Consider the following 25824-nt stretch of genomic DNA (forward strand, 5'->3'; position numbering starts at 1 on the left):
AGTAGTGAATTTCATCATATCATTGTTAAGGAAGGAAGGGAAGTTGGTTTGAAAATTCATATAATTCTTCACAGTGTTCATTCGTTACGATACAATTAAAATGTTAATGTTTGTAAAAAAGGGGATAGACATATGTCACATCATATTTTATTAGTTGAAGATGATATTTCAATTCAAGAGATGGTGGAAAAGTATTTAATAAAAGAAGGCTTTCAAGTAACAATTGCGTCTGATGGAGAAGAGGGCGTGAACACATATTTAAAAGGTTCATTTGATTTAATTATCCTCGACATTATGATGCCAAAGCTAGATGGCTTAGAGGTTGTGCGAATCATTCGAGAAAAAAGTGCTGTTCCGATTTTAATGATGTCGGCAAAAGATACAGATGTTGATAAAGCTGTTGGATTAGGACTTGGAGCGGATGATTACATTTGTAAGCCGTTTTCTATGATTGAATTAGCTGCACGTGTAAAGGCAGGTATTCGGAGATCTACGAAATATTCGGCTACAGAAGAAACAGAAAAGATGATTCAAATTGGTGATTTAGCAATTGATCCAATTAATTTTACAGTTGAAAAAAACGGAAAGCCACTCAAACTTACTTTAAAAGAATTTGAGATTTTAAAGCTGTTCGTAAAGAATCAAAATCGTGTATTTACGAAAGCGCAAATATATACGTTAGTTTGGAACGAAGAGTATTACGGAGATGATAACGTTATTAATGTTCATATGAGGAGATTGCGTGAGAAAATCGAAAGTGATCCATCTAATCCAGAATATATTAAAACGTTATGGGGCATCGGCTATAAGTTGGAAGTGATGTAATATGGTCAATTTGTTAATAGGTATTATTTTTATATTGTTATGTGTCATTTACATACAATATAAAATGAGAAAAAATAGTAGTAAAAATTTACGATACACATATGAAAAGTTAGAAAGTATTGTAAATGGACAAACAGGCGAGAAGTTACTCGTTATGACAGATGATCTAGAATTGCAAAAATTATTAGTGGCAATTAATCAATTATTAGATGCAAAACAGAAAACGAATGCAGATCATGCAAAAGTAGAAATTTCGATGAGAAAAATGCTTTCAAATATTTCACATGATTTAAAGACGCCACTAACAGTTATTCTTGGATATACAGAAATGTTAAATAAGGATAAAACGATGAATAAAGAAGAACAGCAAATATTACTTGAAAAGGTGCATGTGAAAACACTAGAAGTAATGGAACTGATTCATAAGTTTTTTGATTTAGCAAAACTAGAATCTGGTGACAAGGCAATCGAGATGACAAAAGTAAATATGAATGAAGTTTGTCGTGAGAAGATTTTATCTTTTTATGATTTAGTGACGGCGAAAGGGTTTCAAGTTCATATTGATATACCAGAAAGAAATATATATGCACTTGGAAATATAGAAGTATTAGGTAGAGTATTGAATAATTTAATATCAAATGCAATTACATATGGAGACGATGGAAAGACACTTGGTGTGACGTTAAGAGATGATGGAACGAGTGTGTATATAGATGTATGGGATACAGGAAAAGGAATTGATGAATCTCATATTGATAAAGTGTTTGAGCGTATGTACACACTTGAAGATTCCAGAAATAGATTGTACCAAGGAAGCGGTTTAGGGTTAACGATTACGAAAAGACTTGTGGAAGCGATGGATGGAAAAATACATCTTTCTAGTAAGCCGTATGAAAAAACGATTTTTACAGTCGTATTAAAAAAGATGCTGTTTTAGCTTGTAGAGAAGTAGATTCTACAAGCTTTTTTTCAGCGTAAGGAATTTGTAAGGAACGGGTAAGAAAAAAGAGATTTCCGTTGTCTATTATAGAAGTATAAGGTAGTGCGAAAGGAGACAGTGACATGACATATATATTAAAAACGAATCAGTTAACGAAAGTGTTTAAAGGGAAAGAAGTTATTTCTAGCGTTAACATGCATGTGAAAAAAGGAGAGATTTACGGTTTCTTAGGACCGAATGGTGCAGGTAAAACAACGATTATGAAAATGATCACAAATTTAATAAAACCGACGAGCGGTGATATTGAAATTTTTGGTGAAAAGTTAACGGATACATCTTATGAATTGTTAAAGCGCATGGGGACAATTATCGAATATCCAATCTTTTATGATAAATTAACGGCGAAGGAAAACCTAGAATTACATTGTGAATATATGGGTTATTACGATAAAAACGCAATTGATCATGCTTTACATTTAGTAAAACTGCACGGTATAGATGATAAAAAAGTAAAAGATTTTTCATTAGGGATGAAGCAACGACTTGGTATTGCAAGGGCGATTATGACGAAGCCAGAATTACTCATTTTAGATGAGCCAATTAACGGTTTAGATCCAATTGGTATTAAAGAATTAAGAGAATTATTTAAAATGCTCTGCAAAGAATATGGTATTACGTTATTAGTCTCTAGTCATATTTTAGGCGAGATGGAACTAATGGCAGATACAATCGGTATGATTCAAAATGGAAAACTAATAAAAGAAGTTTCAATGAAGAGTATTAACGGAAAACAAACAGAGTACATTGAAATTACTGTTCCTGATGTGAAGCGTGCAGCTTATATTTTAGAAGATAAACTCGGTATAAAAAATTACAAAATAATGAGTGGAAACATGATTCGTGTGTATGAATTGAAGGCGACGCAGCAAGCTATTTCAAAAGCGCTTATTATGAACGATGTAGAAATTGAAAGTATTAATAAAAAACATAGTTCCTTAGAAGAATATTTCTTAAATGTAATGGATGGAGAGGGCATTCATGCTTAATGGATTGTTAGTGAATCTAGTAAGTGGATTGATTGTAATGTTCATAAGTGGGATTTTATATTATAGAAAACCAGAGCGGAAATGGGCGTTAATTTTACTAGTGATAGGGATATTAAGCGTAAGTACAGCTGGAATTAGAATGTTAGTAGCGTAGAGATAATTATATAAGGGATGGAGGCGTGGCTTATATGTTTAAATTAATGAAACTTGAATGGAAGAAACATCAATTATCTAGTTACTGTAAAGGGGTAGCCATTTGTATTATAGCAATCTTCGTTGTAGTAAACCTTATGGGGTTGGGAGTGAAAGACGAGGTAGATGGGCTATTCTCTAACTTCACGCAACAAATGGTTTTAATAAACACTTTTATTAGGATAACATTTATTATTTTTAGTTCGGTCATTTTATCACGTTTAGTAATTGATGAGTATAAGAACAAAACGATACAACTTTTGTTTATGTATCCACTGCAAAGGAAAATGTTAATGAGGGCGAAATTAACAATTGTTTTTTGTTTTTGTTTTGTAAGCACCATTATGGCTACTTTCATTATTAGTTTGCTTGTGTATTTTGTGAGTCCAATGATGGGAATGATTGAAACACCTGCTACGATAGGCGAAATAATAGCTATCGTTCCAGCTACTTTTATAAGTGCATTTATGATATCTGGTATAAGTTTAATTCCTTTATTTTTTGGGATGAGAAAGAAATCGACACCGACAACAATTACTTCTGCAGTAATAATTGGGATGCTAATTAGTAGTAATTTTGGTTCTGGAAACGGTCAAGTAAGTATGTTTAATTTTATAGCTATCCCAATAGTGCTCTGTTTATTAGGGATTTTCATTAGTTATCTATCGTATCGTAAAATCGACAAGATTGATGTTGCGTAAAATAAGCTTAAAACAACAACGAACAGGGGTATGAATGGTGAAAAAAATAATAGTAATTGCAATTTTATTTTTGACAATTGCTAGTGTGATTTTTGGTTTTAAGGTATTTCAGGGGAAAGATTTTAAGAAAGAAAAGTCTTTTGAGATAAATCATATAAAAGAGATAGAAGTGGACAATGAAAACTGGGATGTTGAATTTAAAAGTACAGATGCTAACAAAATAGTAATTTCGGCTCAAGGTAAACGAGTAGATAAAGAGGTAGATCCTGTCGGAATAGAACATGAAGGAAATAAAGTTGTGATTAAGCAAAAACAAAAGGTGAACCAATTTTTTAATGGTTTTACGTTTCGGAAGAAAAATAGTATATCTATAGCTATTCCGAAGAAAGAAATAGATAAAATTGTATTAAATAATAAATCGGGTGATGTGAACATAAACGATATAGTAGTAAAAAGTATCGTGACAAAAGGAAAGTCGGGAGATGAAATGATTGTAGGACTATCGGCAGGTAAGGGGGAGTTCACATCCGAAAGTGGAGATTTAATGTTAAAAGATAGTTCATTACAAGAAGTAAATATAACTTCTACTACCGGCGATAATTATGTAAAAAATATAAAAAATGAAAATATGAACATCACTTCAACATCCGGTGAAGTATTACTGAAAGATATGAAAGAAGGAAAATTGTTATTTGTAGAAACAAAATCAGGAGATATTGGCGTACGGTATAAAGGTGTTCCGACATCTTTAAAACTTATGGCTAAAAGTAATTCGTCTGACGTAATGGTGAATGTAAATGGACTTAAGAAAGATAAAAATACAGAAAAAATAAAAGCGGGAACCGTTGGTGATGCAAAAAATGAAGTGAAGATTTTAAGTAAAACAGGAGCGATTTATATCGATTAAAATGTAAATGAAAGGAGGACTATCATGCTACGTCTTATGAAGCTAGAATTGAAAAAGTTTAAGCTTGGATGGTATGTAAGGGGAGCGATTATTGCAAATATCGCTATACTGGCATTAATGATCCTTACGAGCGTCGTTGCTCAAGTAGAAGGTGATCCGGAAATAAGGGATCCGCAGATGATTTTGTTAACGGCTAGTACATTAGTAAGAGCAACGTTTATTATTTTTGGTAGTGTGTTAATTGCAAGGTTAATAATTAGTGAATATAAAAACAAAACAATACTACTTATGTTTTCTTATCCTATTGATCGGAGGAAAATGATGAGTAGTAAGTTAGCTATTACAGCGATAGTAACATTTATAACAGTTATTTTATCTAACATTTTAGTTGTGGGGATTTTCTTTGGGATAGATAGCTATTTTTCGATTCTTCCTAATTCATTTACAGTAGATCAATTGACGCAAGAAGGAATAAAACTGGTTCCTTTAGCCGTTGCCACTGCGGGAATAAGTTTAATCCCATTATATTTCGGAATGCGTAAGCGTTCAGTGCCAGCTACAATTGTTTCGTCACTTATCGTTGTATCAATTACAATGAATACCAACCCAGCGTTTTCTACAGCAACTTTTCTTCCCCTTCAACTAGCACTTGCAGTAATTGGAGTTGTGATTGCATATTACGGAATTAAAAATATAGAGAAGGAAGATGTAACTGTATGACAAGGATAAGAAAAAGAGTTGGCGTTACACCAACTCTTTTTTTGTATATGTATGCTTCGTTACTACTCTGTAAATTTGGAGTGTTTGCTTAAATACGCTTGCACCCCTGGGGAAATGTTAAAGTTATTAGGACTTTTATATTCGATAGTAAACTCTCCATCTCTACTTGTTTCAAAGGAGATTGCATAGCTATTCATTTTAGCATCGTAAGAAGTATTTTTGACTTCCGCATCTAGATCAAAGTATTTTGTAATATATTCTTTTGATGCCGTAACTGCTGTTTGTTTTTCCCAAGGGGTACCATAATTTGTGAAGTAAAGAGATATACTAATAACTCCGATAATAGAAGTTAGTAAAATAGTTCCCATAACTATTTTTTTATTTTTTGTATTCAATTTGGTTACTCCTCTTCATAATATGTATACATTTTAACCTATCTTTTCCATAAAACAACCATTTAATAAAAAATAGTTTCACATGAAACAAGTTACAGAAAAAGACAAGGTTTTATAGTCAATAGGAGAACGTTGTTCTCCTTATTCAACAATCGGGCCAGATTGTTGAATAACAGTCTTTTAAGAAATGTTATCTAACGACGCTTGTGCAAAAATAATATTGTTGTTTAATTTACAATAAAGTCATTTGTAAAATAATATTAGTTGTTTAAAAATCCTTATTCCACGAACGGAGCAGGTTAGTGGAAGCAATAGTAATTAGGTTTGACTGGGAAAATTGTCGATGATATTAAAAAAGACACCGAAGTGTCTTATGTTTTTCAAATTAAGCATACCGATAAATTAAAATTTAATTACTTAACATTATGCTTATCTTGGGAGCGAGGTATTTTATCGGTGAGTGTATACAAACCATGTAATGCTTGCTGTTAATAATATTGACGAAATCAAAGCTGTAAGAACACTATATGTTTGCCACATAAGTATTGTTGACCAATCGAAAGCACAGCACAGTATACCTAGGGCAATCGTAGCAGTCAGGAAAATAACTGTTACGGTTATTCTCTTTTTTGTCATTGGCTGCCGCTCATTCGCTCTCCTTCTGCGTAATCCTAAGAGAAATAGCAAAACGGCCAATAGGCAAAGAATAATTGTGATAGACGACAAAATGATATCCAAAAGCTGTGTGCCGCTTATTTCATATGACTGAGTTAGATTGCCGTCTAATATATCTTTAACTTTTAGTACCATGTTTATATTGGTATTTGTGCCGTTGCTCAGCAAGGAGACGGCTGTTCGTTCATTTAGCAGTATGACTACTTCGGTTCTGAAATTTGGATTGCCCCCAGTGTGTTCTATAATCGTTTGGTCGGCGTTTACCGACCAGCCTGCCGCATAATACATATCGTTGACAGCCGAAACAGACATATCACCCCTATGTGATTTTTCGATAACCGTGTGAAATATTTCGGGTATGTCCTGCACAATACCCATCTGTATGCCCATCCAACGCGCCATATCTTTTGTATTAGAAATGATGTAGCCTGCGGGTTTATTCCCAGCATAATCCGGAGCTTTAAATGGAGTTGTCATAAAAAAGGAAGAACGGTAGCCCTGTGCCAGCTGTCCAGTGGCTTGAGCAGCTTCTTTATAAACATACGTTTGGTGAAGACCTAACGGCTGAAATACCTGTTCCTTCATAAAGTCTTCATAGCTTTGTCGCGACACAATCTCAATAACCAAACCCAATACGTCATAATTAACGGTTCCATAGTTATACTGTTCACCGGGAGGGAACGCCAATTCAGCATCCACGAGCATTTCTACAGTCCTTTGCAACATATCTGGTGTATTGCCTTGTGGAATATTTTGAAGATGCCTAATATTTGTTAGACCACTGGTATGGTGAAGAAAGTTATTTAGTGTAAGACTTTGCATATCAACAGGTTTCCCTTGATACTTTAACGTAAACCAAGGTAAATATTTTTGGACAGGATCAGTCATTGAAAGCAGCCCTTGCTCTTCCAATAGCATAATACCCATACCGGTAAAAGCTTTACTGACCGAGGCTAACTCATAGAGTGTATTTTCACTTGCAGACAACCCCTTTTCACGGTCTGCATACCCTGAAGAAAAGTAGAACACTTCATCATCAGCAAGTATTGAGATTGACATTCCCGGCACACCTGATATACGACAGGCATCATCTAGCAACGCTTGTATTGCCGCAGATTTCGAATCAGACAACGCATAACTTTGTGTTGCGAATCCTGAGAATAATATAAATATCGTTAATACAAAAACAATAATCTTTTTCATAAACTCTCCTTTTCGAAAAATTATAATAGAATAATATAAATAACCTACTTTTACAACTACTAAACTAAATTTTAATTTATCTTTCTATTCACCTATATAATATCAAGTAATTGGGAAGAGTTACACTTAACGAACAGATGCGTTAGTTCAATAAAAAAAACGATATTCAACAATCGGGCGCGATTGTTGAATAAGAAAGGAGATTACATATTAGTCATATAAAATATGTAATCTCCTTTAATTTATTTATCTTTTTTAAATTTAGGTCTTGATAACATTTTTCCCTTGTCTTTTTCTGCTGTTACATTTTAGGAGCTTCCATTCCAACTGCAGCAATGTTCAAATTTACACTAACGATAAAGATTTGAATAATCGCTGAGTCGAGAGCTGAAATAACGATTCCTATTAAAGAAAGGGCTGTTGGGCTAAATCCTAATTTTCATGAAAAGAAAAGAAAATTCCAACTGTAAGTAGTCCTCCAATGAATGCACCAATTGGATTGAAGTTTATATGTATATGCAGAATGGAGAAAAAGAATTTCATTTGAGCAAGAAGGCGAAAGTACAAGCAAAAAGAGAGCGAATCGCATGTAATAATTACTAGAATGTATGGAATGAATCTGTGTTTATCCCCACTAGGTAAAGTGTTTTTTGTTATTTAGATAGGTGTTCTAACTCGGTGATTGTACTTAAAAGATTGAATGTAAAGGACGTGATCAGCATGTCTTCATGGAGCAATAATATAAATGGATATTGTGGGTGTAATAATCAAAATGGTGTACATGTTGATTCATGCTGTTTTAGTTGTGATGGGACAGTTCCTAAGCTGGGCCCAACAGGTCCAACAGGTCCAACAGGAGCGACGGGAGTAACGGGTCCAACAGGTCCAACAGGAGCGACAGGAGTAACGGGAGCAACAGGTCCAACGGGTCCAACAGGAGCGACAGGAATAACAGGGTCAACAGGAGCGACGGGAATAACGGGCCCAACAGGTGCAACGGGAGCAACGGGTTCAACAGGTGCAACGGGAATAACCGGTCCGACGGGAGCAACGGGAATAACCGGTCCAACAGGAGCGACAGGAATAACAGGGTCAACAGGTGCAACGGGAGCGACGGGAATAACGGGCCCAACAGGTCCAACAGGAGCGACGGGAGTAACGGGAGCAACCGGTCCAACAGGAGTAACGGGAGCAACCGGTCCAACAGGAGCGACGGGAATAACGGGCCCAACAGGTGCAACGGGAGCAACGGGAATAACAGGTGCAACGGGAGCGACGGGAGCAACCGGTCCAACAGGTCCAACGGGAATAACAGGTCCAACAGGAGTAACGGGAATAACAGGTCCAACAGGAGCGACGGGAGTAACGGGTCCAACAGGTCCAACAGGAGCGACAGGAGTAACGGGAGCAACCGGTCCAACAGGTGCAACGGGAATAACCGGTCTAACAGGTCCAACCGGTCCAACAGGAGCGACGGGAATAACGGGTTCAACAGGAGCAACAGGAGCAACGGGAGCGACGGGTCCAACGGGAATAACAGGTGTAACGGGAGCGACGGGAATAACCGGTCCAACAGGAGCGACAGGAATAACAGGGTCAACAGGAGCAACGGGAGCGACGGGAGTAACAGGAGCAACGGGAGCGACGGGAATAACAGGCCCAACAGGAGCAACGGGAGCGACGGGAATAACGGGAGCAACCGGTCCAACAGGAGCGACGGGAGTAACGGGTTCAACGGGTCCAACAGGAGCGACGGGAATAACAGGCCCAACAGGAGTAACGGGTTCAACAGGAGCAACGGGTCCAACGGGAGTAACAGGTACGAGTATCACGGCGACGTATGCATTTGCAAATAATACGTCGGGAACAGCGATATCGGTACTTCTTGGTGGAACGAATGTCCCGCTTCCAAATAATCAAAACATCGGTCCAGGAATTACTGTTTCTGGTGGAAACACAGTATTTACGGTTGCAAATGCTGGGAATTATTACATTTCATATACGATTAATATAACGGCTTCATTATTAGTCAGTTCACGGATTACAATTAATGGATCACCACTTGCTGGGACGATCAATGCTCCTGCGTTAGCAACTACATCATTTAGCGCAACAATCATTACAACTCTTGCAGCAGGAGATGCTATTAGTTTGCAACTATTTGGTTTGTTAGCTGTTGCCACATTATCAACAACTACACCAGGAGCTGTGTTAACGATAATAAGATTAAGTTAAATAATGACTCTCTTATTCTTTTATAGATTAGGAGAGTTTATACATATAATAAGAAGTTAATGGAGTGAAGCATAGTTATATAAAAGTCAGAATATTATGATTGTAACGTTATGGTGACTATAATATAATGAAAATAACCATCATGAATGAACATTCATTTATTTTTTATGTATTTGAAGGGGGAATGAAGGTGGAAAAACCATGGTTGAAAAGTTATCCAGAAGAAATTCCAAGTACGATTTCTTATGAAATTCAGCCGCTTCATGGATATGTGGAACAGGTGGCTTCTCGCTATCCAGAAAAGAAAGCGCTTCACTTTTTAGGGAAGGATATTACATTTTCAGACTTCCACGATAAGGTGAAGAAGTTTGCGAATTATCTTCAAAAGCTCGGTGTGGAAAAGGGTGATCGAGTTGCTATTATGTTGCCGAATTGTCCGCAATCCGTAATTGGTTATTATGGTACATTACTTGCGGGAGGTATCGTAGTACAAACAAATCCACTATATACAGAAAGAGAATTAGAATACCAGCTTCATGACTCGGGAGCAAAAGTAATTCTTTGTCTCGATTTAGTGTTTCCAAGAGTAACGAATGTTCAATCTGCTACAAAAATTGAACATATTATCGTAACTCGGATTGCGGATTTTTTACCCTTCCCTAAAAATTTACTTTATCCATTTGTACAAAAAAAGCAGGCAAATCTTGTCGTGAATGTGTCGGAAAGCGAAACGATTCATCTATGGAAATCAGTAGAACGAGAAAGTAATGTTAATGTTGAAGTTCCTTGTGATCCTGCAAATGATCTAGCTCTTTTGCAGTATACAGGGGGAACAACGGGATTTCCAAAAGGGGTTATGTTGACGCATAAAAACCTTGTTTCGAACACTTTGATGGGAGCTCATTGGCTATATAATTGTAAAGAAGGAGAAGAAGTAATTCTTGGTGTCCTTCCGTTCTTTCATGTGTATGGGATGACAGCTGTAATGAATTTAAGTATTATGCAAGGATATAAAATGGTGCTGATTCCGAAGTTTGATATGAAAATGGTTTTTGAAGCAATAAAAAAACATAAAGTCACACTATTTCCAGGGGCACCAACCATTTATATTGCTCTATTAAATAGTCCCCTCTTAAAAGAATATGATATTTCTTCTATCGAGGCTTGTATTAGTGGATCTGCCCCGCTTCCTGTAGAAGTACAGGAAGAATTTGAGAGAGTTACAGGTGGAAAATTGGTAGAAGGTTATGGATTAACCGAGTCGTCCCCAGTTACACATGGGAATTTTTTGTGGGAAAAACGCGTGCCAGGAAGTATTGGTGTGCCGTGGCCAGACACAGAGGCAAACATTATGTCACTTGAAACTGGAGAGGCTTTACCACCGGGTGAAATTGGTGAAATTGTTGTAAAGGGTCCTCAAATTATGAAAGGGTATTGGAATAAGCCAGAAGAAACAGCAGCTGTATTACAAGACGGATGGCTCCATACAGGGGATGTTGGTTACATGGATGAAGATGGATTTTTCTATGTGAAAGACCGTAAGAAAGATATGATTGTTGCGAGTGGATTTAATGTGTATCCTCGTGAAGTAGAAGAAGTATTATATGAGCATGAAAAAGTGCAAGAAGTAGTGACGATTGGAATTCCCGATCCGTACCGAGGAGAAACAGTTAAAGCATTTGTTGTGTTAAAAGAAGGTATGGAGTGTTCTGAGGAAGAATTAAACCAGTTTGCGCGTAAATATTTAGCGGCTTATAAAGTGCCGAAAGTATATGAGTTTAGAGATGAACTGCCGAAAACGACAGTCGGAAAAATTTTACGTCGTGTCCTAATAGATGAAGAGAAAAGAAAGAATGAGGATGAGCAAACGGGCTAAGGCCCTTTCTTTTTGAAAAAATAGGATTGACACTTTTCTAAATAGTCAGTATTATAAGAATATGAATGACTATTCATTCAGTCATCTTCTTGAAGGGGACAGTAAAGTGAGGAAAAATAGACCAAAATACAATCAAATTATTGATGCGGCAGTCATTGTGATTGCGGAAAATGGGTACCACCAAGCGCAAGTTTCTAAAATAGCAAAGCAAGCTGGGGTAGCTGATGGCACGATTTACTTATATTTTAAAAATAAAGAAGATATATTAATATCCTTATTCCAAGAGAAGATGGGAGAATTTGTCGAAACAATTCGTCAAAAAACAGCAGGAATTGAAAGCGCTGTATCGAAATTGTTCATGTTGGTAGAAACGCACTTCTTGCTGTTGTCACAAAATGATCCTCTTGCTATCGTTACGCAATTAGAGCTAAGACAGTCCAATCAAGACTTACGCCTGAAAATAAATGAAGTATTAAAAGGCTACTTACAAGTTATGGATGAGATTTTAGAGACTGGTATAAAGCAAGGTGAATTCCAAGCGGATTTAAATGTTCGCGTGGCAAGACAAATGATCTTTGGAACAGTAGATGAAGTAGTGACCAATTGGGTAATGAGCGATCATAAGTATGATCTGGTCGCACTTTCAAAAACGGTACATGGGCTACTTATTGCAGCTTGTGGCTATCGTCAATAATGGGAGGGATCATGTTGAAATTCCTATCTGTAAGAGTTGAAGATCATATCGCGGTGGCGACGTTAAATCATGCGCCGGCTAACGCGATGTCTTCACAAGTTATGCATGACGTTACTGAATTAATTGATCAAGTGGAGAAAGATGATAACATTCGTGTTGTTGTAATTCACGGTGAAGGGCGCTTCTTCTCGGCGGGAGCAGATATTAAAGAATTTACATCTGTTACTGAAGCGAAGCAAGCGACTGAATTAGCACAGCTTGGACAAGTTACGTTTGAGCGTGTTGAAAAATGTTCAAAACCAGTTATCGCGGCAATTCATGGAGCGGCACTTGGCGGCGGCCTTGAGTTTGCTATGTCTTGCCATATGCGCTTTGCAACTGAAAGTGCAAAACTTGGTTTACCTGAATTAACACTTGGCTTAATTCCTGGATTTGCAGGTACACAGCGATTACCACGTTATGTTGGGAAAGCGAAAGCTTGTGAAATGATGTTAACAAGTACACCGATTACTGGTGCAGAAGCATTAAAATGGGGACTGGTTAATGGAGTTTTTGCTGAAGAAACATTTTTAGATGATACGCTTAAAGTTGCAAAACAGATTGCTGGAAAAAGCCCAGCGACGACTCGTGCTGTACTAGAGTTATTGCAAACGACGAAATCGTCTCATTATTATGAAGGTGTACAACGCGAAGCTCAAATCTTTGGTGAAGTATTTACGGGTGAAGATGGAAGAGAAGGTGTAGCAGCGTTTTTAGAAAAGCGTAAACCTTCATTTAGTGGCAGGTAGTTCAATTGTTTTTTTAATATAAATTAACAGAAAATTAAAATTGATAGAATCTTTCTGAAAAACAAGGGGGTAAATGGAATGAACATCTACGTACTCATGAAACGAACATTTGATACAGAAGAAAAAATCGTAATTAAAAACGGTGCAATTTACGATGGCGAAGCGGAATTCATCATCAACCCTTACGACGAATATGCGATTGAAGAAGCAATTCAAGTAAGAGACGCACAAGGTGGAGAAGTTACTGTTGTAACAGTCGGTGGCGAAGATAGTGAGAAAGAACTTCGTACGGCATTAGCGATGGGCTGCGATAAAGCGGTATTAATTAATATTGAAGATGATGTGGAAAATGGTGACCAGTTCACGACAGCAAAAGTACTTGCTGAATATTTAAAAGATAAAGATGCAGATTTAATTTTAGGCGGGAACGTTGCAATTGATGGTGCATCTGGACAAGTTGGTCCACGCGTAGCAGAAGCGTTAAATATTCCATACGTAACGACAATTACAAAACTTGAAATTGACGGTACGAACGTGAAGATTGAGCGTGATGTTGAAGGTGATACGGAAGTGATTGAAACTTCTTTACCAGTTTTAGTAACAGCACAACAAGGTTTAAATGAACCGCGTTATCCATCGCTTCCAGGTATTATGAAAGCGAAGAAAAAGCCACTAGAAGAAGTAGAATTAGATGATTTAGATTTAGAAGAAGATGATGTGGAAGCAAAGACGAAAACAATTGAAATCTATTTGCCTCCTAAGAAAGATGCAGGAAAAGTGTTACAAGGCGAGCTGCAAGATCAAGTAAAAGAACTTGTATCGTTGCTCCATACAGAAGCGAAAGTAATCTAATAAAATACGAAATTATATATGCAGGAGGGAAAATCTATGGCTCGTAAAGTATTGGTAATGGGTGAAGTTCGTGATGGATCGCTACGTAACGTTTCGTTTGAAGCGGTAGCGGCAGCAAAAACAATTGCAGAAGGCGGTGAGGTAGTAGGTCTTCTAGTTGGAGACAGCGTTGCCTCTTTTGCAAATGAATTGATTCATTACGGTGCAGATCGCGTTGTGACAGTTGAAAATGATAAATTAAAATCATATACATCTGATGGGTATGCACAAGCATTTTTAGCTGTATATGCTGAAGAAAATCCAGAGGGTATTGTATTTGGACATACAGCACTTGGTAAAGATTTATCACCAAAATTAGCAGCGAAGCTTGAAGCTGGTCTAGTTTCTGACGTAACTGCTTTAGAAGTTGAAGGTGGAAATGTTATCTTTACTCGTCCAATTTACTCTGGTAAAGCGTTTGAGAAGAAGATTGTAACAGACGGTATCTTATTTGCGACAGTGCGTCCAAATAACATTGCAACGCTTGAAAAAGATGAGTCTCGCAGTGGTGACGTATCTTCTATTACAGTAGATGTGAAAGACCTACGTACAATTATTCAAGATGTCGTCCGTAAGACGGCAGAAGGTGTTGACCTCTCTGAAGCAAAAGTTATTATCGCTGGCGGACGCGGTGTGAAGAGTGAAGAAGGATTCAAGCCATTAAAAGAGTTAGCTGACGTATTGGGCGGCGCTGTTGGAGCATCTCGTGGTGCTTGTGACGCTGAGTATTGCGATTACTCATTACAAATTGGTCAAACTGGTAAAGTTGTTACGCCAGACTTATACATTGCATGTGGTATTTCTGGTGCGATTCAGCATTTAGCTGGTATGTCTAACTCAAAAATAATCGTTGCGATTAATAAAGACCCAGAAGCAAGTATCTTCAAAGTAGCTGACTATGGTATTGTTGGCGATTTATTTGAAGTCTTACCTCTTTTAACAGAAGAGTTTAAAAAGTTAAAAGTACATTCATGATTTGAGTACCCTTGAGTTCCAAGTGAAGTACCCCTATATATAGAAAAAGGTGAGAGATCCCCTGTCTCTCATCTTTTTAGTATGTAATCCGTATTTTTATATAGTATAAAGGAACAATTTTTTGTTACAATACATAACGATACATATTATTCGCCACGTATATAAGTTAATGATATACTCTTGGTAGAATATACTTGAAGGAGGAAATAAAATGGCAATTGTAAACGCAAATGACCAAAGCTTCGCAGCTGAAACTAGCGAAGGTGTTGTATTATTAGATTTCTGGGCACCTTGGTGTGGACCTTGTAAAATGATCGCTCCTGTATTAGAGGAAATTGATGCAGAACTAGGCGAAAAAGTAAAAGTAGTAAAAGTAGACGTGGATGAAAACCAAGAAACTGCTCGTCAATTCGAAGTAATGAGTATTCCAGCTCTATTCGTATTAAAAGACGGTAAAGTAGTTGATCAAGCGTTAGGTTACAAACCGAAAGAAGCGTTAGTAGAATTAGTTTCTAAACACTTCTAAAATAAAGGGCTACCAGTTGGTAGCTTTTTTTATTTTCCTTTTTTACACCTTTCCGTTACAATGAAAGAACGTATGTTGGGTGTTTTGGCATAGTATGTTTTCATGTGAAAATAAAAATGCTAAGCATGTAGAAATGGAGGGTAACGAGTGCACGAACATTTAAAAGAGAAGCTGGCTATTTTACCAGATCAACCTGGTTGTTATTTAATGAAAGATAAGCAAGGAACGGTTATATATGTCGGAAAGGCAAAAGTGCTTAAAAATCGTGTGCGCTCGTACTTTACTGGTTCGCATGATGGGAAAACACTTCGGCTTGTAGGAGAAATTGTAGATTTTGAATATATTGTAACTTCCTCAAATCTAGAGGCTCTCATTTTAGAGTTAAACTTAATAAAAAAACATGATCCAAAATATAATATTCAATTAAAAGATGATAAAACATATCCTTTTATTAAAATTACAGCTGAGAAACAGCCGCGATTACTTATTACGCGAAATGTAAAAAAGGATAAGGGAAAGTATTTTGGCCCTTATCCAAATGCACAATCAGCTCATGAAACGAAAAAACTGCTAGATCGTATGTATCCGCTTCGTAAGTGCTCAAATATGCCCGATAAAGTTTGTTTATATTATCATATGGGTCAATGTTTAGCGCCTTGTGTGAAAGAAGTGACGGAAGAACAAAACAAAGAAATTGTAGATGAGATTATTAAGTTTCTAAATGGTGGACATAAAGAAGTTCGTTCAGAATTAGAAACAAAGATGTACGAAGCTTCAGAGAAACTAGAATTTGAACGTGCAAAAGAGTTACGTGATCAAATTGCTCATATCGATGCAATTATGGAAAAACAAAAGATGATTATGAGTGATTTAGTGGATCGTGATGTGTTTGGATATGCAGTTGATAAAGGATGGATGTGTGTTCAAGTTTTCTTCGTTCGAAAAGGAAAGCTAATTGAACGTGATGTTTCTATGTTTCCAATTTACGATGAACCAGAAGAAGGATTTTTAACGTTTATCGGTCAATTTTATGAGAACAGCAGTCATTTTAAGCCGAAGGAAATTGTCGTTCCAGGAAGTATAGACTCAGAGTTAGTAGAGCGCTTTTTAGAAGTGGAAGCGACACAGCCGAAACGTGGTAAGAAAAAAGATCTTGTAGAATTAGCAAATAAAAATGCGAAGATTGCTCTTGAAGAGAAATTCTACTTAATTGAACGTGATGAAGAGCGAACGATTAAAGCGGTAGATCATTTAGGGAAGCAACTTGGGATTGAAACACCTTATCGTATTGAGGCGTTTGATAACTCAAATATTCAAGGGACAAATCCTGTTTCTGCAATGATTGCTTTTATTGATGGGAAACCAGCTAAGAAAGAATACAGGAAATATAAAATTAAAACGGTTCAAGGACCGGATGATTATGAGTCTATGAGAGAAGTTGTGAGACGCCGTTATACAAGGGCACTGAAAGAGAGTTTGCCTTTACCAGATTTAATCATTATTGATGGTGGAAAAGGCCATCTGGCAGCTGTAAGTGATGTTCTAGAAAATGAGCTCGGTTTATATATTCCGATGGCAGGTCTTGTAAAAGATGACAAACATAAAACCTCCCATTTAATTATTGGGGACCCACCTGAACCTGTGATGCTTGAGCGAAATAGCCAAGAATTTTATTTATTGCAGCGCATTCAAGATGAAGTGCATCGATTTGCGATTACATTTCATCGCCAATTACACGGAAAATCTGTTATTCAATCAGCACTGGATGATATTCCAGGAATCGGTGATAAACGGAAAAAGGTATTGTTAAAACATTTTGGTTCATTAAAGAAGATGAAAGAAGCTTCTTTAGCTGAATTTGTCGAGGCAGGTATGCCGAAAAATGTCGCAGAGACGATTTATACTTATTTAGCGGATAAGAAGACGTTGTAGTTTACAACGTCTTCTGTTTTTTGGTATAATTTCTGAAGATTTAAAATAAACCTAACTGAATGAAAATACAAAAAAGTCAACTAAACTTATATGTCTAGTTGACCGTGGGTAATGCTACACTTCAATGAGATCTTTTATATCCCATTTCACAAGAAATGTAATAGAGTCTGAACGTTTTTTCTTTTCTTCATAGGACTCTGCAACGACATTTCGTTGCTTTTGAATTTGTTCAGCGATGAATCCAGCTTCTAATTGATAAGAAGAATGTCTGTTTTGTTTTTGACGTTCAGCGATGAGTGTGCCTTTAAGTTGGAACTGCATTTCACGACGCTTATGTTCAATAATGCTTAAAGTGCCCCAGCCAGCTTTTTCAAAGAACTGAATGACTTCTTCAATTGTTTCTAGTGGATATTTTCTTGCAAGGTTTCTACCAGACCAGTATAAAATACCATCTAAATCGTTACCGATTAAATCAGGTAGTAATTCTTCACGTAGCAATTCATAAGCGAAGGCGTTCAATGAAACATCTTCTAAAGATGTTGTATCGATTGTATTTTTACTCACAATATTCCCCTCTTTCTATAGGGATTATTATATAACATTTTTCATTTATAAAAACAGATTTTTCTTTAGGGAAATCTGAATATATAAGAAGGGAAAAAGAATTGGCAAATTATATGCAAATTATGTATACGTTTTCTTGACGCTTCGACAAAAATAGGGGTAAAATGAACTTGTTATCAAATTATGCTGAAATATTTCGAATAATTTTTTCAGTTTTTCTTATGCCAATAGTGAAAAAACATTATTGTTGTAAATTAATCTGAAAACAGCAGTCAAACATTCAAGGGGGTAATGGGGACATGAAAGGCCGCGAGTATACGTTTCGTAAGTGGCACTCATTAATGGGGGTCATCCCGGTTGGTGTCTTTTTGACGCAACATCTAATTGTAAACAACTTTGCAACAAGAGGAGCAGAGGCTTTTAACAAAGCTGCAGGCTTTATGGAGCTCCTTCCATTCCGGTATGCGCTAGAAATTTTCATCATCTTTTTACCGATACTGTACCATGCTATATATGGCTTATATATTGCATTTACAGCTAAGAACAATGCGGTTTCTTACGGTTATTTCCGTAACTGGATGTTCGTCTTTCAACGAATTTCAGGTATCGTTACGCTGATTTTCATTTCTTGGCATGTCTGGGAAACTCGTATTCAAGCAATGTTAGGTAAAGAGGTAAACTATGATATGATGGCAGATATTTTAAACAATCCAGCTATGTTTGCATTCTACTTAGTCGGTGTTGTTTCAACGATTTTCCACTTTGCAAATGGACTATGGACATTCTGCATAAGCTGGGGAATTACAGTATCTCCACGTTCACAAAGAATCTCTACTTATGTAACATTAGCTATTTTCTTAGGTCTATCTTATGTAGGTGTGAGTGCATTATTAGCGTTCATCGATCCACAGCTAGCAAACCAGTAAGGAGTGGGAGAGCATGAAAGGGAAACTTATAGTAGTCGGCGGTGGCTTGGCCGGCTTAATGGCAACGATTAAAGCGGCAGAAGCAGGAGTAAATGTTGAACTATTTTCTTTAGTACCAGTAAAACGTTCACATTCTGTATGTGCCCAAGGTGGAATTAACGGTGCCGTAAATACGAAAGGTGAAGGGGATTCTCCATGGATCCACTTTGACGATACAATTTATGGTGGGGACTTCTTAGCGAACCAACCGCCAGTTAAAGCAATGTGTGAAGCAGCACCTGGTATCATTCATTTAATGGACCGTATGGGTGTTATGTTCAACCGTACGGAAGAAGGACTTCTTGATTTCCGTCGTTTTGGTGGAACACAACATCACCGTACAGCATTTGCTGGTGCAACAACTGGACAGCAATTACTATACGCATTAGATGAGCAAGTACGTCGTCACGAAGTAGCAGGACTTGTAACGAAATACGAAGGTTGGGATTTCTTACGAGCTGTTGTGGATGACGAAGGTGTGTGCCGCGGAATCGTTGCACAAGACTTACAAACAATGGAGATTAAAAGTTTCCAAGCTGATGCCGTGATTATGGCAACAGGGGGCCCTGGTATCATCTTTGGAAAATCAACTAACTCTATTATTAATACAGGTACAGCAGCTTCTGCTGTATATCAACAAGGCGCATATTATGCAAACGGCGAGTTCATTCAAATTCATCCAACGGCAATTCCTGGAGACGATAAATTACGTCTTATGAGTGAATCTGCACGTGGTGAAGGTGGCCGTGTTTGGACATATAAAGATGGTAAACCATGGTACTTCCTAGAAGAAAAATATCCGGCTTACGGAAACCTTGTACCTCGTGATATTGCAACGCGTGAAATCTTTGACGTTTGCGTAGAGCAAAAACTAGGTATTAACGGTGAAAACATGGTGTACTTAGATCTTTCTCATAAAGATCCGAAAGAACTAGATATTAAACTTGGTGGAATTATTGAAATCTATGAGAAGTTTACAGGTGATGATCCTCGTAAACTACCAATGAAAATCTTCCCAGCAGTTCACTATTCAATGGGCGGACTATGGGTTGATTATAAGCAGATGACAAGTATTCCAGGTTTATTTGCAGCAGGTGAGTGTGATTATTCTATGCACGGTGGTAACCGCCTTGGTGCAAACTCACTATTATCAGCAATTTACGGTGGTATGGTAGCAGGACCGAACGCGATTGAGTATATGAAAGGTCTTTCTAAATCATCTGATGCTGTTTCATCTACTGTATATGAGCAAAATGAATTAATCGAAACAGAGAAATTTAACAATATTTTAACGCTTGATGGTAACGAAAATGCATATGTTCTTCATAAAGAGCTTGGAGAATGGATGACAGATAACGTTACAGTAGTTCGTGAAAATAAAAAGCTACTAGAAACTGATGCGAAAATTGAAGAGTTAATGGCACGTTACAAACGCATTAACATTAACGATACAGCGAGATGGAGTAACCAAGGTGCTTCATTTACACGCCAACTTGCAAATATGTTTGAGTTAGCACGTGTTATTACAATTGGCGCATATAACCGTAATGAAAGCCGCGGAGCACATTACAAACCAGAATTCCCAAATCGTGATGATGCAAACTTCTTAAAAACTACGATGGCGAAATTTGAGGGAGAAGGAAAAGCACCAGCATTCCATTACGAAGAAGTGGATGTTTCATTAATTAAACCACGTAAACGTGACTATTCCTCAAAACATGATGTAGCTGCTAAGGGTGAAGAGAAGGGGGATAAGCAACATGTCTGAGAAAACAATCCGCCTCATCATTACGAGACAAGATGGACCAGATGCACAAGAGTTTGACCAAGAGTTTGAAATTCCATATCGTCCAAATATGAACATTATTTCGGCACTGATGGAAATTCGTCGTAATCCTGTTGATTCAAAAGGAAACCAGACGACTCCGATTGCATGGGATATGAACTGTTTAGAGGAAGTATGTGGCGCATGTTCGATGGTGATTAACGGAAAACCACGTCAATCATGTACAGCTCTTATTGACCAGTTAGAACAACCAATTCGCTTAAAGCCGATGAAGACATTCCCAGTTGTACGTGACTTACAAGTGGACCGTAGTCGCATGTTTAACGCTCTAAAACGTGTTAAAGCTTGGATTCCAATTGATGGTACGTATGACTTAGGGCCAGGGCCAAGAATGCCTGAGAAGAAACGTCAATGGGCTTATGAGCTTTCAAAATGCATGACATGTGGTGTTTGCTTAGAATCATGTCCAAACGTAAATAGTAAATCTGACTTTATTGGACCAGCACCGTTATCACAAGCTCGTTTATTCAACTCACATCCAACGGGTGAAATGCATAAAGCAGATCGCTTACGTGCAATTATGGGAGATGGAGGACTTGCAAACTGTGGTAACTCTCAAAACTGTGTGCAATCATGTCCAAAGGGTATTCCATTAACAACTTCAATTGCGGCATTAAACCGCGATACAACAATTCAATCGTTCAAAGATTTCTTTGGTAGCGACAATAACTATTAATAAATATTGCCTCTTCATGTTGAAGAGGCAATATTTATAACTTTATTTTTCTGTTTATTCTGTTTATTTTAAGGCGAAAAGGAGAGGGAACAATGAAGAGAATTTCTTATATTGAAGACTTTGAGCAATGGGAAAGTGGTTTTTCATTTTATAATCCTGTAAAAGTTCGTTTTGGTGAAGTAGATATGTTTGGACATGTAAATAATGTCGTTGCCTTTACTTATTTTGAAGAAGCACGTATCGCATTGTTTAAAGAACTTGGATTTATGCAAGAATGGACGCATGCATCATCAGAAACAATGATCGTTGTTGCAGATTTACAATGCAATTTTATTAAGCAAATATATTTTGATGAACAGTTGAAAGTATATGTAAAAGCGGGTTCGGTTGGGAATTCTTCTTTAGATTTGCATTATATGGTGAAGAATGCAGCAGGAGAAGTTTGTTTAGTTGGTCGTGGAATGATGGTTCAAGCATCGAAAAAAACGGGAAGAGGCGAACCATGGCCTGAAGAGTGGAAGAAAAAATTACTACAATGATAGAGTGAAAGAAAAATAAGAGAGCAATTTGCTCTCTTATTTTTTGTCTTCCATCGCTTCTTCTAATGTTAAATGATGTTTATATATGTATGTAGCGTATGGATTGCCAACGTAGCGCAAATGCCACGGTTCGTATGCATATTCTGTTGTTTCTGTTTTATCTTCTAAATAACGAATGACAAAGCCAAATTCATGGGCATGTTTTGCAACCCATTTTCCTTCGGCTGTCTCTCCGAAAATAGGCTCTAATTGGAATTTAGCAGATTTTGAACTAATATCCATTGCTAAACCAGTTTGATGTTCACTTGTACCAGGAATGGCACTTACTGAATCAGCTTCAGCTTTTCCTTGACGTCTAACGTATGTATCATGTAATGATTTTTGGCGTTTGTAGGAACGATAACCAGATACAGCTGTAAGTTCGAGTCCTTCTTTCTTTGCCGCTTCAAACATATTTTCAAGCGCATCTGCAGCATCTTTACGCAGCAATGTTTTTTCTTTATCTTTTGGACTAGTAAATGGTACGTTCGGTCTTGTTAAGTCTTCAGGTGTGTATCCGTCTGGTAGTTTTCGGTGTTTATTAACTAAGACAAGATTAGACTCTGGATTTGTTACAACGGAAAAATCATTGTCTAGCTTCTTTGCATTATGATCAGCTTTTGGAAAAGCAGGAATCTCTTCTTTTTGGTGATTACTATGCTGTTGACTTTCGACAGCTTTCGCCCCATTTTGTAGTGGTGATTTAGAACCAAAGTAAGCGAAAGAAGTGATACCGATTACAATAGTAGCGGCAGAAATAATGATTATTTTTTTCATGATGCCTTGTAATCACAGTCCTTTCTTCATAAAATATGTATTGTTTTTATTATAAGTCTAGTTTGTTGAAAAAGAAATATAAGAGTCGTAACGTAATAGAAATGCAAAGAAAATGTCAGAAAATGTGTGAAATTGTAGTATTTTTTCATTTAATTCATTTCTTATCTTTCATGAAATGAATTTTTTATGTAATATATATACATAAGAAGATGTAGCGATTATCGAGAATAAAGAACTTCTTGTATAGACTAGGAGTGAATGGGAATGGATTTTGCAACAATTATTGGACTTATTTTAGGATTTGTAGCGGTAGTAGTAGGGATGGTCGTCAAGGGCGCTGACGTAAATGCCTTATTGAATCCTGCCGCAGCATTAATTATTTTTATCGGTACATTTGCTGCAGTATGTATAGCATTTCCGATGAATCAACTAAAAAGGGTTCCAAAATTATTTAAAGTTCTTTTTGGTTCAAATAAAAAGGATTTAAGTTATGAACAGTTGCTAGAATTATTTGTTCATTGGACATCAGAAAGTAGAAAATACGGTATTTTGTCTTTAGAGCAACAATTAGACAAAATTCAAGATGAATTTCTTTTGCGTGGTATGAAATTTGTGATTGATGGCGTATCCGCAGAAGATTTAGAGCAGATTTTAGAAGCTGAATTAGAAGCAATTGAAGAAAGGCATGCAAAAGGAGCGGCAATTTTTTCTCAAGCTGGTACATATGCACCGACATTAGGGGTTTTAGGTGCTGTTATTGGTCTTGTAGCTGCACTTGGTAATTTAACTGACATTGAAAAGTTAGGTCACGCTATTTCGGGTGCGTTTATTGCAACGATTTTTGGTATTTTTTCAGGCTATGTATTATGGCATCCATTTGCAAATAAATTAAAGCAAAAATCTGCAGCTGAGTTAGAGAAAAAACGTTTAATTATTGATTGTTTATTAATGTTACAAGAAGGTACATATCCGTTTATTATGAAGAACCGCATTTTAGGTGCACTTTCTGCAACCGAGCGTAAAAAGCTTGAAAAAGGGGCAGAAAAAAATGCGGAGTAAAAAAAATAGAAGAAGTAAGAAGAAAAAGCATGATGAACATATCGATGAAACTTGGTTAATCCCTTATTCTGATATGTTAACGTTGTTATTTGCATTGTTCATCGTTTTATTTGCGATGAGTAGTATAGATGCTGCGAAGTTTAAACAGATGGCTGTTGCTTTTCGAAGTGAACTAGCTGGTGGGACAGGTAACAAAGAATTTTTAAGTGATCAAAAGCCAAATGATGAGAAAGAATTATCAGCCGGTAGCCTTGAGACAGAACAAGCAAAAAAACAAGAAGAAGCTAGAGAAAAAGAAAAAAAAGAGATGGATGAATTGAAAGCATTACAAAAAAAGATTGATCAATATATTAATGAGAAACAATTATCCTCTTCTTTTCAAACTAAATTAACTGAAAAGGGATTAATGGTGACAATATTAGAGAATATACTGTTTGATTCGGGGAAAGCAGATGTGAAATTAGAATCTTTAGGGATTGCACAAGAGATGTCTACTTTACTTGTTTCAGCGTCACCTCGTGAAATTACAGTGTCCGGTCATACGGATACTGTCCCTATTGCCAATGCGCAGTTTGCATCGAATTGGGAATTAAGTACGCAGCGGGCAGTTAATTTTATGCAAGTATTACTCCAAAATAAAGAATTACAACCAGAAAAATTTAGTGCGATTGGTTACGGAGAATACCGTTCAATTGCTCCAAATGATACACAAGAAGGAAAGGCAAAGAATAGACGTGTGGAAGTGTTTATCTTGCCTTTAACAGAGAAAACAAAATAAAAGAGGATGGCATTCGCCATCCTCTTTATTTTGCATCAAATGATTTTAAATTGTCGCGACGGATTTTATCTTTTTCCGTATCTGATTTTTTGAAATCATAATCATATAAAGCACCTTCCCAATCACCATACATTGGATTCGGGAAAATGATGAATTTTTCACCAAATTGTGCTTTTGAATCTGAGACTGCTTGATTTCGATCCTTTACAGACTTTCCATCAAAACCAGTGAAATCAGATAAGTTATCACCGAAGAATAAGACGATATCATGCGTTTGAGAAACGAGTTCGCGGCGCTTTTCTTTTCCTTTTTCTTTCGGATCTTGTAGTAATATATGTTCTTTCGTTGCTTGAGGAGCACCTACACGTTCAAGATTTTTAATTGTTGCATCTAGTTGGTTCGTTTTACGGTTTGAGATGTAGTAAATATCTACACCTTTAGATTCTGTATATTTTAAGAAATCAATTGCACCTGGAAGGGCTTCCGCTTCAGCCTTATTAATCCAGTCATCCCATTTATACGGATAGCCTTTTCCTGTCTTTACGCTCATTGCTTGATGAGGACTGTTGTCTAAAACCGTTTCATCTAAATCAAGTACGATAGCAGGTTTTTTCTCTGTCCCTTTTGCAAGAACTGCATCAAGTTTTAATTGACCGATGTTGTATCCTTGGTAGTAAAGTGCTTTCGTTTCACCAGCTGTTTGATACCATAAATCAGCCATTAATTGCTGGTCTGTTAATTTTGCTTTTTCTTCTTTTGCCACTGTTTTCTCTGGTGTTCCTGAACATGCTACAAGTGATGTAGATAGAACCGCTACAGATAATAAAGTGGTAATGCCCCTCTTCATCTTCATATGTATCCTCCTTGATGTTAGAAAATCATTTTATATTATATATTAAAATATAATATTTTTATATGAACATTTGCATATTGTCTTTTGTATATATAGTAGTATGTCCTATATTAGAAAGATGGGAAAAATGATGGGAATCATTTTGACAAGTTTAATTGTCGAAATGACAATTATAATTGACAAATGAAATGATATTATTTACAATTT

At 36.8% G+C, this 25824-nt stretch carries 26 protein-coding genes; 21 read left to right on the top strand and 5 right to left on the bottom strand.

Features of this window, described 5'->3' with window-relative positions:
• The first annotated feature begins 132 nt into the window (after positions 1-132).
• The 7 genes from KVT31_RS00850 (at position 133) to KVT31_RS00880 (ending at position 5331) form a co-directional block, all read left to right on the top strand.
• A complete protein-coding gene (locus KVT31_RS00850; protein ID WP_088097921.1) occupies positions 133-825 on the top strand; it encodes a response regulator transcription factor in 693 nt (230 codons plus the stop codon).
• Position 826: 1 nt separating this feature from the next.
• Positions 827-1762, top strand: coding sequence for a HAMP domain-containing histidine kinase (locus KVT31_RS00855; RefSeq protein ID WP_088097920.1), 936 nt, complete (start codon positions 827-829; stop codon positions 1760-1762).
• A 125-nt stretch (positions 1763-1887) separates the two neighbouring features.
• On the top strand, positions 1888-2811 hold the full coding sequence (locus tag KVT31_RS00860) for an ABC transporter ATP-binding protein (protein ID WP_088097919.1): 924 nt from the start codon (positions 1888-1890) through the stop codon (positions 2809-2811).
• On the top strand, positions 2804-2965 hold the full coding sequence (locus KVT31_RS00865; protein ID WP_170930153.1) for a hypothetical protein: 162 nt from the start codon (positions 2804-2806) through the stop codon (positions 2963-2965). The genes KVT31_RS00860 and KVT31_RS00865 overlap by 8 nt, the downstream gene beginning before the upstream one ends.
• A 34-nt stretch (positions 2966-2999) precedes the next feature.
• Positions 3000-3704, top strand: a complete 705-nt coding sequence (locus KVT31_RS00870) for an ABC transporter permease (RefSeq protein ID WP_088097917.1) — start codon at positions 3000-3002, stop codon at positions 3702-3704.
• 34 nt (positions 3705-3738) lie between these two features.
• Positions 3739-4611: a DUF4097 family beta strand repeat-containing protein gene (locus KVT31_RS00875; RefSeq protein ID WP_140392559.1), complete on the top strand. Its 873-nt coding sequence runs from the start codon at positions 3739-3741 to the stop codon at positions 4609-4611.
• A gap of 24 nt (positions 4612-4635) precedes the next feature.
• Positions 4636-5331 (top strand): ABC transporter permease, encoded by a 696-nt coding sequence (locus tag KVT31_RS00880; RefSeq protein WP_088097916.1) that lies wholly within the window; start codon positions 4636-4638, stop codon positions 5329-5331.
• Between the two features lie 62 nt (positions 5332-5393).
• Here the strand turns inward: KVT31_RS00880 and KVT31_RS00885 are convergent, their stop codons facing one another.
• Positions 5394-5726 carry a YfjL-like protein gene (locus KVT31_RS00885; protein ID WP_088097915.1) on the bottom strand — a complete coding sequence of 111 codons (333 nt, stop codon included), beginning with the start codon at positions 5724-5726 and terminating at the stop codon, positions 5394-5396.
• A 450-nt stretch (positions 5727-6176) separates the two neighbouring features.
• Positions 6177-7604: a serine hydrolase domain-containing protein gene (locus KVT31_RS00890; RefSeq protein ID WP_088097914.1), complete on the bottom strand. Its 1428-nt coding sequence runs from the start codon at positions 7602-7604 to the stop codon at positions 6177-6179.
• A gap of 720 nt (positions 7605-8324) precedes the next feature.
• On the opposite strand from KVT31_RS00890, the gene KVT31_RS00900 reads away from it, so the two are divergent.
• The 8 genes from KVT31_RS00900 (at position 8325) to uvrC (ending at position 17521) form a co-directional block, all read left to right on the top strand.
• Positions 8325-9839 (top strand): BclA C-terminal domain-containing protein, encoded by a 1515-nt coding sequence (locus tag KVT31_RS00900; protein WP_140392558.1) that lies wholly within the window; start codon positions 8325-8327, stop codon positions 9837-9839.
• A gap of 190 nt (positions 9840-10029) precedes the next feature.
• The gene (locus KVT31_RS00905; RefSeq protein ID WP_140392557.1) at positions 10030-11715 is read left to right on the top strand and encodes a long-chain-fatty-acid--CoA ligase; all 1686 of its coding nucleotides are present in this window, start codon (positions 10030-10032) and stop codon (positions 11713-11715) included.
• Between the two features lie 106 nt (positions 11716-11821).
• A complete protein-coding gene (locus KVT31_RS00910) occupies positions 11822-12409 on the top strand; it encodes a fatty acid metabolism transcriptional regulator FadR (protein ID WP_080468722.1) in 588 nt (195 codons plus the stop codon).
• Positions 12410-12420: 11 nt separating this feature from the next.
• On the top strand, positions 12421-13197 hold the full coding sequence (locus KVT31_RS00915) for an enoyl-CoA hydratase (RefSeq protein ID WP_000911294.1): 777 nt from the start codon (positions 12421-12423) through the stop codon (positions 13195-13197).
• Between the two features lie 78 nt (positions 13198-13275).
• The gene (gene etfB / locus KVT31_RS00920; RefSeq protein WP_001029031.1) at positions 13276-14049 is read left to right on the top strand and encodes an electron transfer flavoprotein subunit beta; all 774 of its coding nucleotides are present in this window, start codon (positions 13276-13278) and stop codon (positions 14047-14049) included.
• A 36-nt stretch (positions 14050-14085) separates the two neighbouring features.
• Positions 14086-15063 (top strand): electron transfer flavoprotein subunit alpha, encoded by a 978-nt coding sequence (gene etfA / locus KVT31_RS00925; protein ID WP_016086063.1) that lies wholly within the window; start codon positions 14086-14088, stop codon positions 15061-15063.
• Positions 15064-15274: 211 nt separating this feature from the next.
• Positions 15275-15589: a thioredoxin gene (gene trxA / locus KVT31_RS00930; protein ID WP_001018943.1), complete on the top strand. Its 315-nt coding sequence runs from the start codon at positions 15275-15277 to the stop codon at positions 15587-15589.
• A gap of 147 nt (positions 15590-15736) precedes the next feature.
• Positions 15737-17521: an excinuclease ABC subunit C gene (uvrC, locus tag KVT31_RS00935; RefSeq protein ID WP_088097913.1), complete on the top strand. Its 1785-nt coding sequence runs from the start codon at positions 15737-15739 to the stop codon at positions 17519-17521.
• A 114-nt stretch (positions 17522-17635) separates the two neighbouring features.
• Here the strand turns inward: uvrC and KVT31_RS00940 are convergent, their stop codons facing one another.
• Positions 17636-18085, bottom strand: coding sequence for a YslB family protein (locus tag KVT31_RS00940; RefSeq protein WP_000042225.1), 450 nt, complete (start codon positions 18083-18085; stop codon positions 17636-17638).
• Between the two features lie 299 nt (positions 18086-18384).
• On the opposite strand from KVT31_RS00940, the gene sdhC reads away from it, so the two are divergent.
• The 4 genes from sdhC (at position 18385) to KVT31_RS00960 (ending at position 22111) form a co-directional block, all read left to right on the top strand.
• Positions 18385-19011 (top strand): succinate dehydrogenase cytochrome B558, encoded by a 627-nt coding sequence (gene sdhC / locus KVT31_RS00945; protein WP_000678354.1) that lies wholly within the window; start codon positions 18385-18387, stop codon positions 19009-19011.
• Between the two features lie 13 nt (positions 19012-19024).
• Positions 19025-20818: a succinate dehydrogenase flavoprotein subunit gene (gene sdhA, locus KVT31_RS00950; RefSeq protein WP_061677094.1), complete on the top strand. Its 1794-nt coding sequence runs from the start codon at positions 19025-19027 to the stop codon at positions 20816-20818.
• On the top strand, positions 20811-21572 hold the full coding sequence (sdhB, locus tag KVT31_RS00955; RefSeq protein ID WP_001291830.1) for a succinate dehydrogenase iron-sulfur subunit: 762 nt from the start codon (positions 20811-20813) through the stop codon (positions 21570-21572). Before sdhA ends, sdhB begins: the two co-directional genes overlap by 8 nt.
• Before the next feature lie 92 nt (positions 21573-21664).
• Entirely contained in the window at positions 21665-22111 is a 447-nt protein-coding gene (locus KVT31_RS00960; protein WP_000822734.1) for an acyl-CoA thioesterase, read from the top strand.
• Positions 22112-22147: 36 nt separating this feature from the next.
• Here KVT31_RS00960 and KVT31_RS00965 read toward each other — a convergent pair whose 3' ends face one another.
• The gene (locus KVT31_RS00965; RefSeq protein WP_088097912.1) at positions 22148-22927 is read right to left on the bottom strand and encodes a M15 family metallopeptidase; all 780 of its coding nucleotides are present in this window, start codon (positions 22925-22927) and stop codon (positions 22148-22150) included.
• 264 nt (positions 22928-23191) lie between these two features.
• Here KVT31_RS00965 and motA point away from each other — a divergent pair, with 264 nt between their 5' ends.
• Positions 23192-23986, top strand: a complete 795-nt coding sequence (motA, locus tag KVT31_RS00970; RefSeq protein WP_076540523.1) for a flagellar motor stator protein MotA — start codon at positions 23192-23194, stop codon at positions 23984-23986.
• Positions 23976-24764: a flagellar motor protein MotB gene (gene motB, locus KVT31_RS00975; protein WP_088097911.1), complete on the top strand. Its 789-nt coding sequence runs from the start codon at positions 23976-23978 to the stop codon at positions 24762-24764. Before motA ends, motB begins: the two co-directional genes overlap by 11 nt.
• 25 nt (positions 24765-24789) lie before the next feature.
• On the opposite strand, the gene KVT31_RS00980 is transcribed toward motB, so the two are convergent.
• The gene (locus KVT31_RS00980) at positions 24790-25617 is read right to left on the bottom strand and encodes a 5'-nucleotidase, lipoprotein e(P4) family (protein ID WP_088097910.1); all 828 of its coding nucleotides are present in this window, start codon (positions 25615-25617) and stop codon (positions 24790-24792) included.
• Positions 25618-25824 lie beyond the last annotated feature (207 nt).

Source organism: Bacillus sp. GbtcB14, assembly GCF_019091205.1.
Classification (GTDB): Bacteria; Bacillota; Bacilli; order Bacillales; family Bacillaceae_G; genus Bacillus_A; species Bacillus_A cereus_AG.

What these genes read in the sequence shown, in the direction of transcription:
- sdhA (WP_061677094.1), top strand. Translation starts at nt 19,025, where the DNA reads ATGAAAGGGAAACTTATAGTAGTCGGCGGTGGCTTGGCCGGCTTAATG.
- KVT31_RS00965 (WP_088097912.1), bottom strand. Translation starts at nt 22,927, where the DNA reads ATGAAAAAAATAATCATTATTTCTGCCGCTACTATTGTAATCGGTATC.
- motB (WP_088097911.1), top strand. Translation starts at nt 23,976, where the DNA reads ATGCGGAGTAAAAAAAATAGAAGAAGTAAGAAGAAAAAGCATGATGAA.
- KVT31_RS00865 (WP_170930153.1), top strand. Translation starts at nt 2,804, where the DNA reads ATGCTTAATGGATTGTTAGTGAATCTAGTAAGTGGATTGATTGTAATG.
- KVT31_RS00890 (WP_088097914.1), bottom strand. Translation starts at nt 7,604, where the DNA reads ATGAAAAAGATTATTGTTTTTGTATTAACGATATTTATATTATTCTCA.
- KVT31_RS00875 (WP_140392559.1), top strand. Translation starts at nt 3,739, where the DNA reads ATGGTGAAAAAAATAATAGTAATTGCAATTTTATTTTTGACAATTGCT.
- sdhC (WP_000678354.1), top strand. Translation starts at nt 18,385, where the DNA reads ATGAAAGGCCGCGAGTATACGTTTCGTAAGTGGCACTCATTAATGGGG.
- KVT31_RS00860 (WP_088097919.1), top strand. Translation starts at nt 1,888, where the DNA reads ATGACATATATATTAAAAACGAATCAGTTAACGAAAGTGTTTAAAGGG.
- etfA (WP_016086063.1), top strand. Translation starts at nt 14,086, where the DNA reads ATGGCTCGTAAAGTATTGGTAATGGGTGAAGTTCGTGATGGATCGCTA.
- etfB (WP_001029031.1), top strand. Translation starts at nt 13,276, where the DNA reads ATGAACATCTACGTACTCATGAAACGAACATTTGATACAGAAGAAAAA.
- KVT31_RS00980 (WP_088097910.1), bottom strand. Translation starts at nt 25,617, where the DNA reads ATGAAGATGAAGAGGGGCATTACCACTTTATTATCTGTAGCGGTTCTA.
- KVT31_RS00855 (WP_088097920.1), top strand. Translation starts at nt 827, where the DNA reads ATGGTCAATTTGTTAATAGGTATTATTTTTATATTGTTATGTGTCATT.
- sdhB (WP_001291830.1), top strand. Translation starts at nt 20,811, where the DNA reads ATGTCTGAGAAAACAATCCGCCTCATCATTACGAGACAAGATGGACCA.
- motA (WP_076540523.1), top strand. Translation starts at nt 23,192, where the DNA reads ATGGATTTTGCAACAATTATTGGACTTATTTTAGGATTTGTAGCGGTA.
- KVT31_RS00880 (WP_088097916.1), top strand. Translation starts at nt 4,636, where the DNA reads ATGCTACGTCTTATGAAGCTAGAATTGAAAAAGTTTAAGCTTGGATGG.
- KVT31_RS00850 (WP_088097921.1), top strand. Translation starts at nt 133, where the DNA reads ATGTCACATCATATTTTATTAGTTGAAGATGATATTTCAATTCAAGAG.
- KVT31_RS00870 (WP_088097917.1), top strand. Translation starts at nt 3,000, where the DNA reads ATGTTTAAATTAATGAAACTTGAATGGAAGAAACATCAATTATCTAGT.
- KVT31_RS00900 (WP_140392558.1), top strand. Translation starts at nt 8,325, where the DNA reads ATGTCTTCATGGAGCAATAATATAAATGGATATTGTGGGTGTAATAAT.
- trxA (WP_001018943.1), top strand. Translation starts at nt 15,275, where the DNA reads ATGGCAATTGTAAACGCAAATGACCAAAGCTTCGCAGCTGAAACTAGC.
- KVT31_RS00915 (WP_000911294.1), top strand. Translation starts at nt 12,421, where the DNA reads ATGTTGAAATTCCTATCTGTAAGAGTTGAAGATCATATCGCGGTGGCG.
- KVT31_RS00960 (WP_000822734.1), top strand. Translation starts at nt 21,665, where the DNA reads ATGAAGAGAATTTCTTATATTGAAGACTTTGAGCAATGGGAAAGTGGT.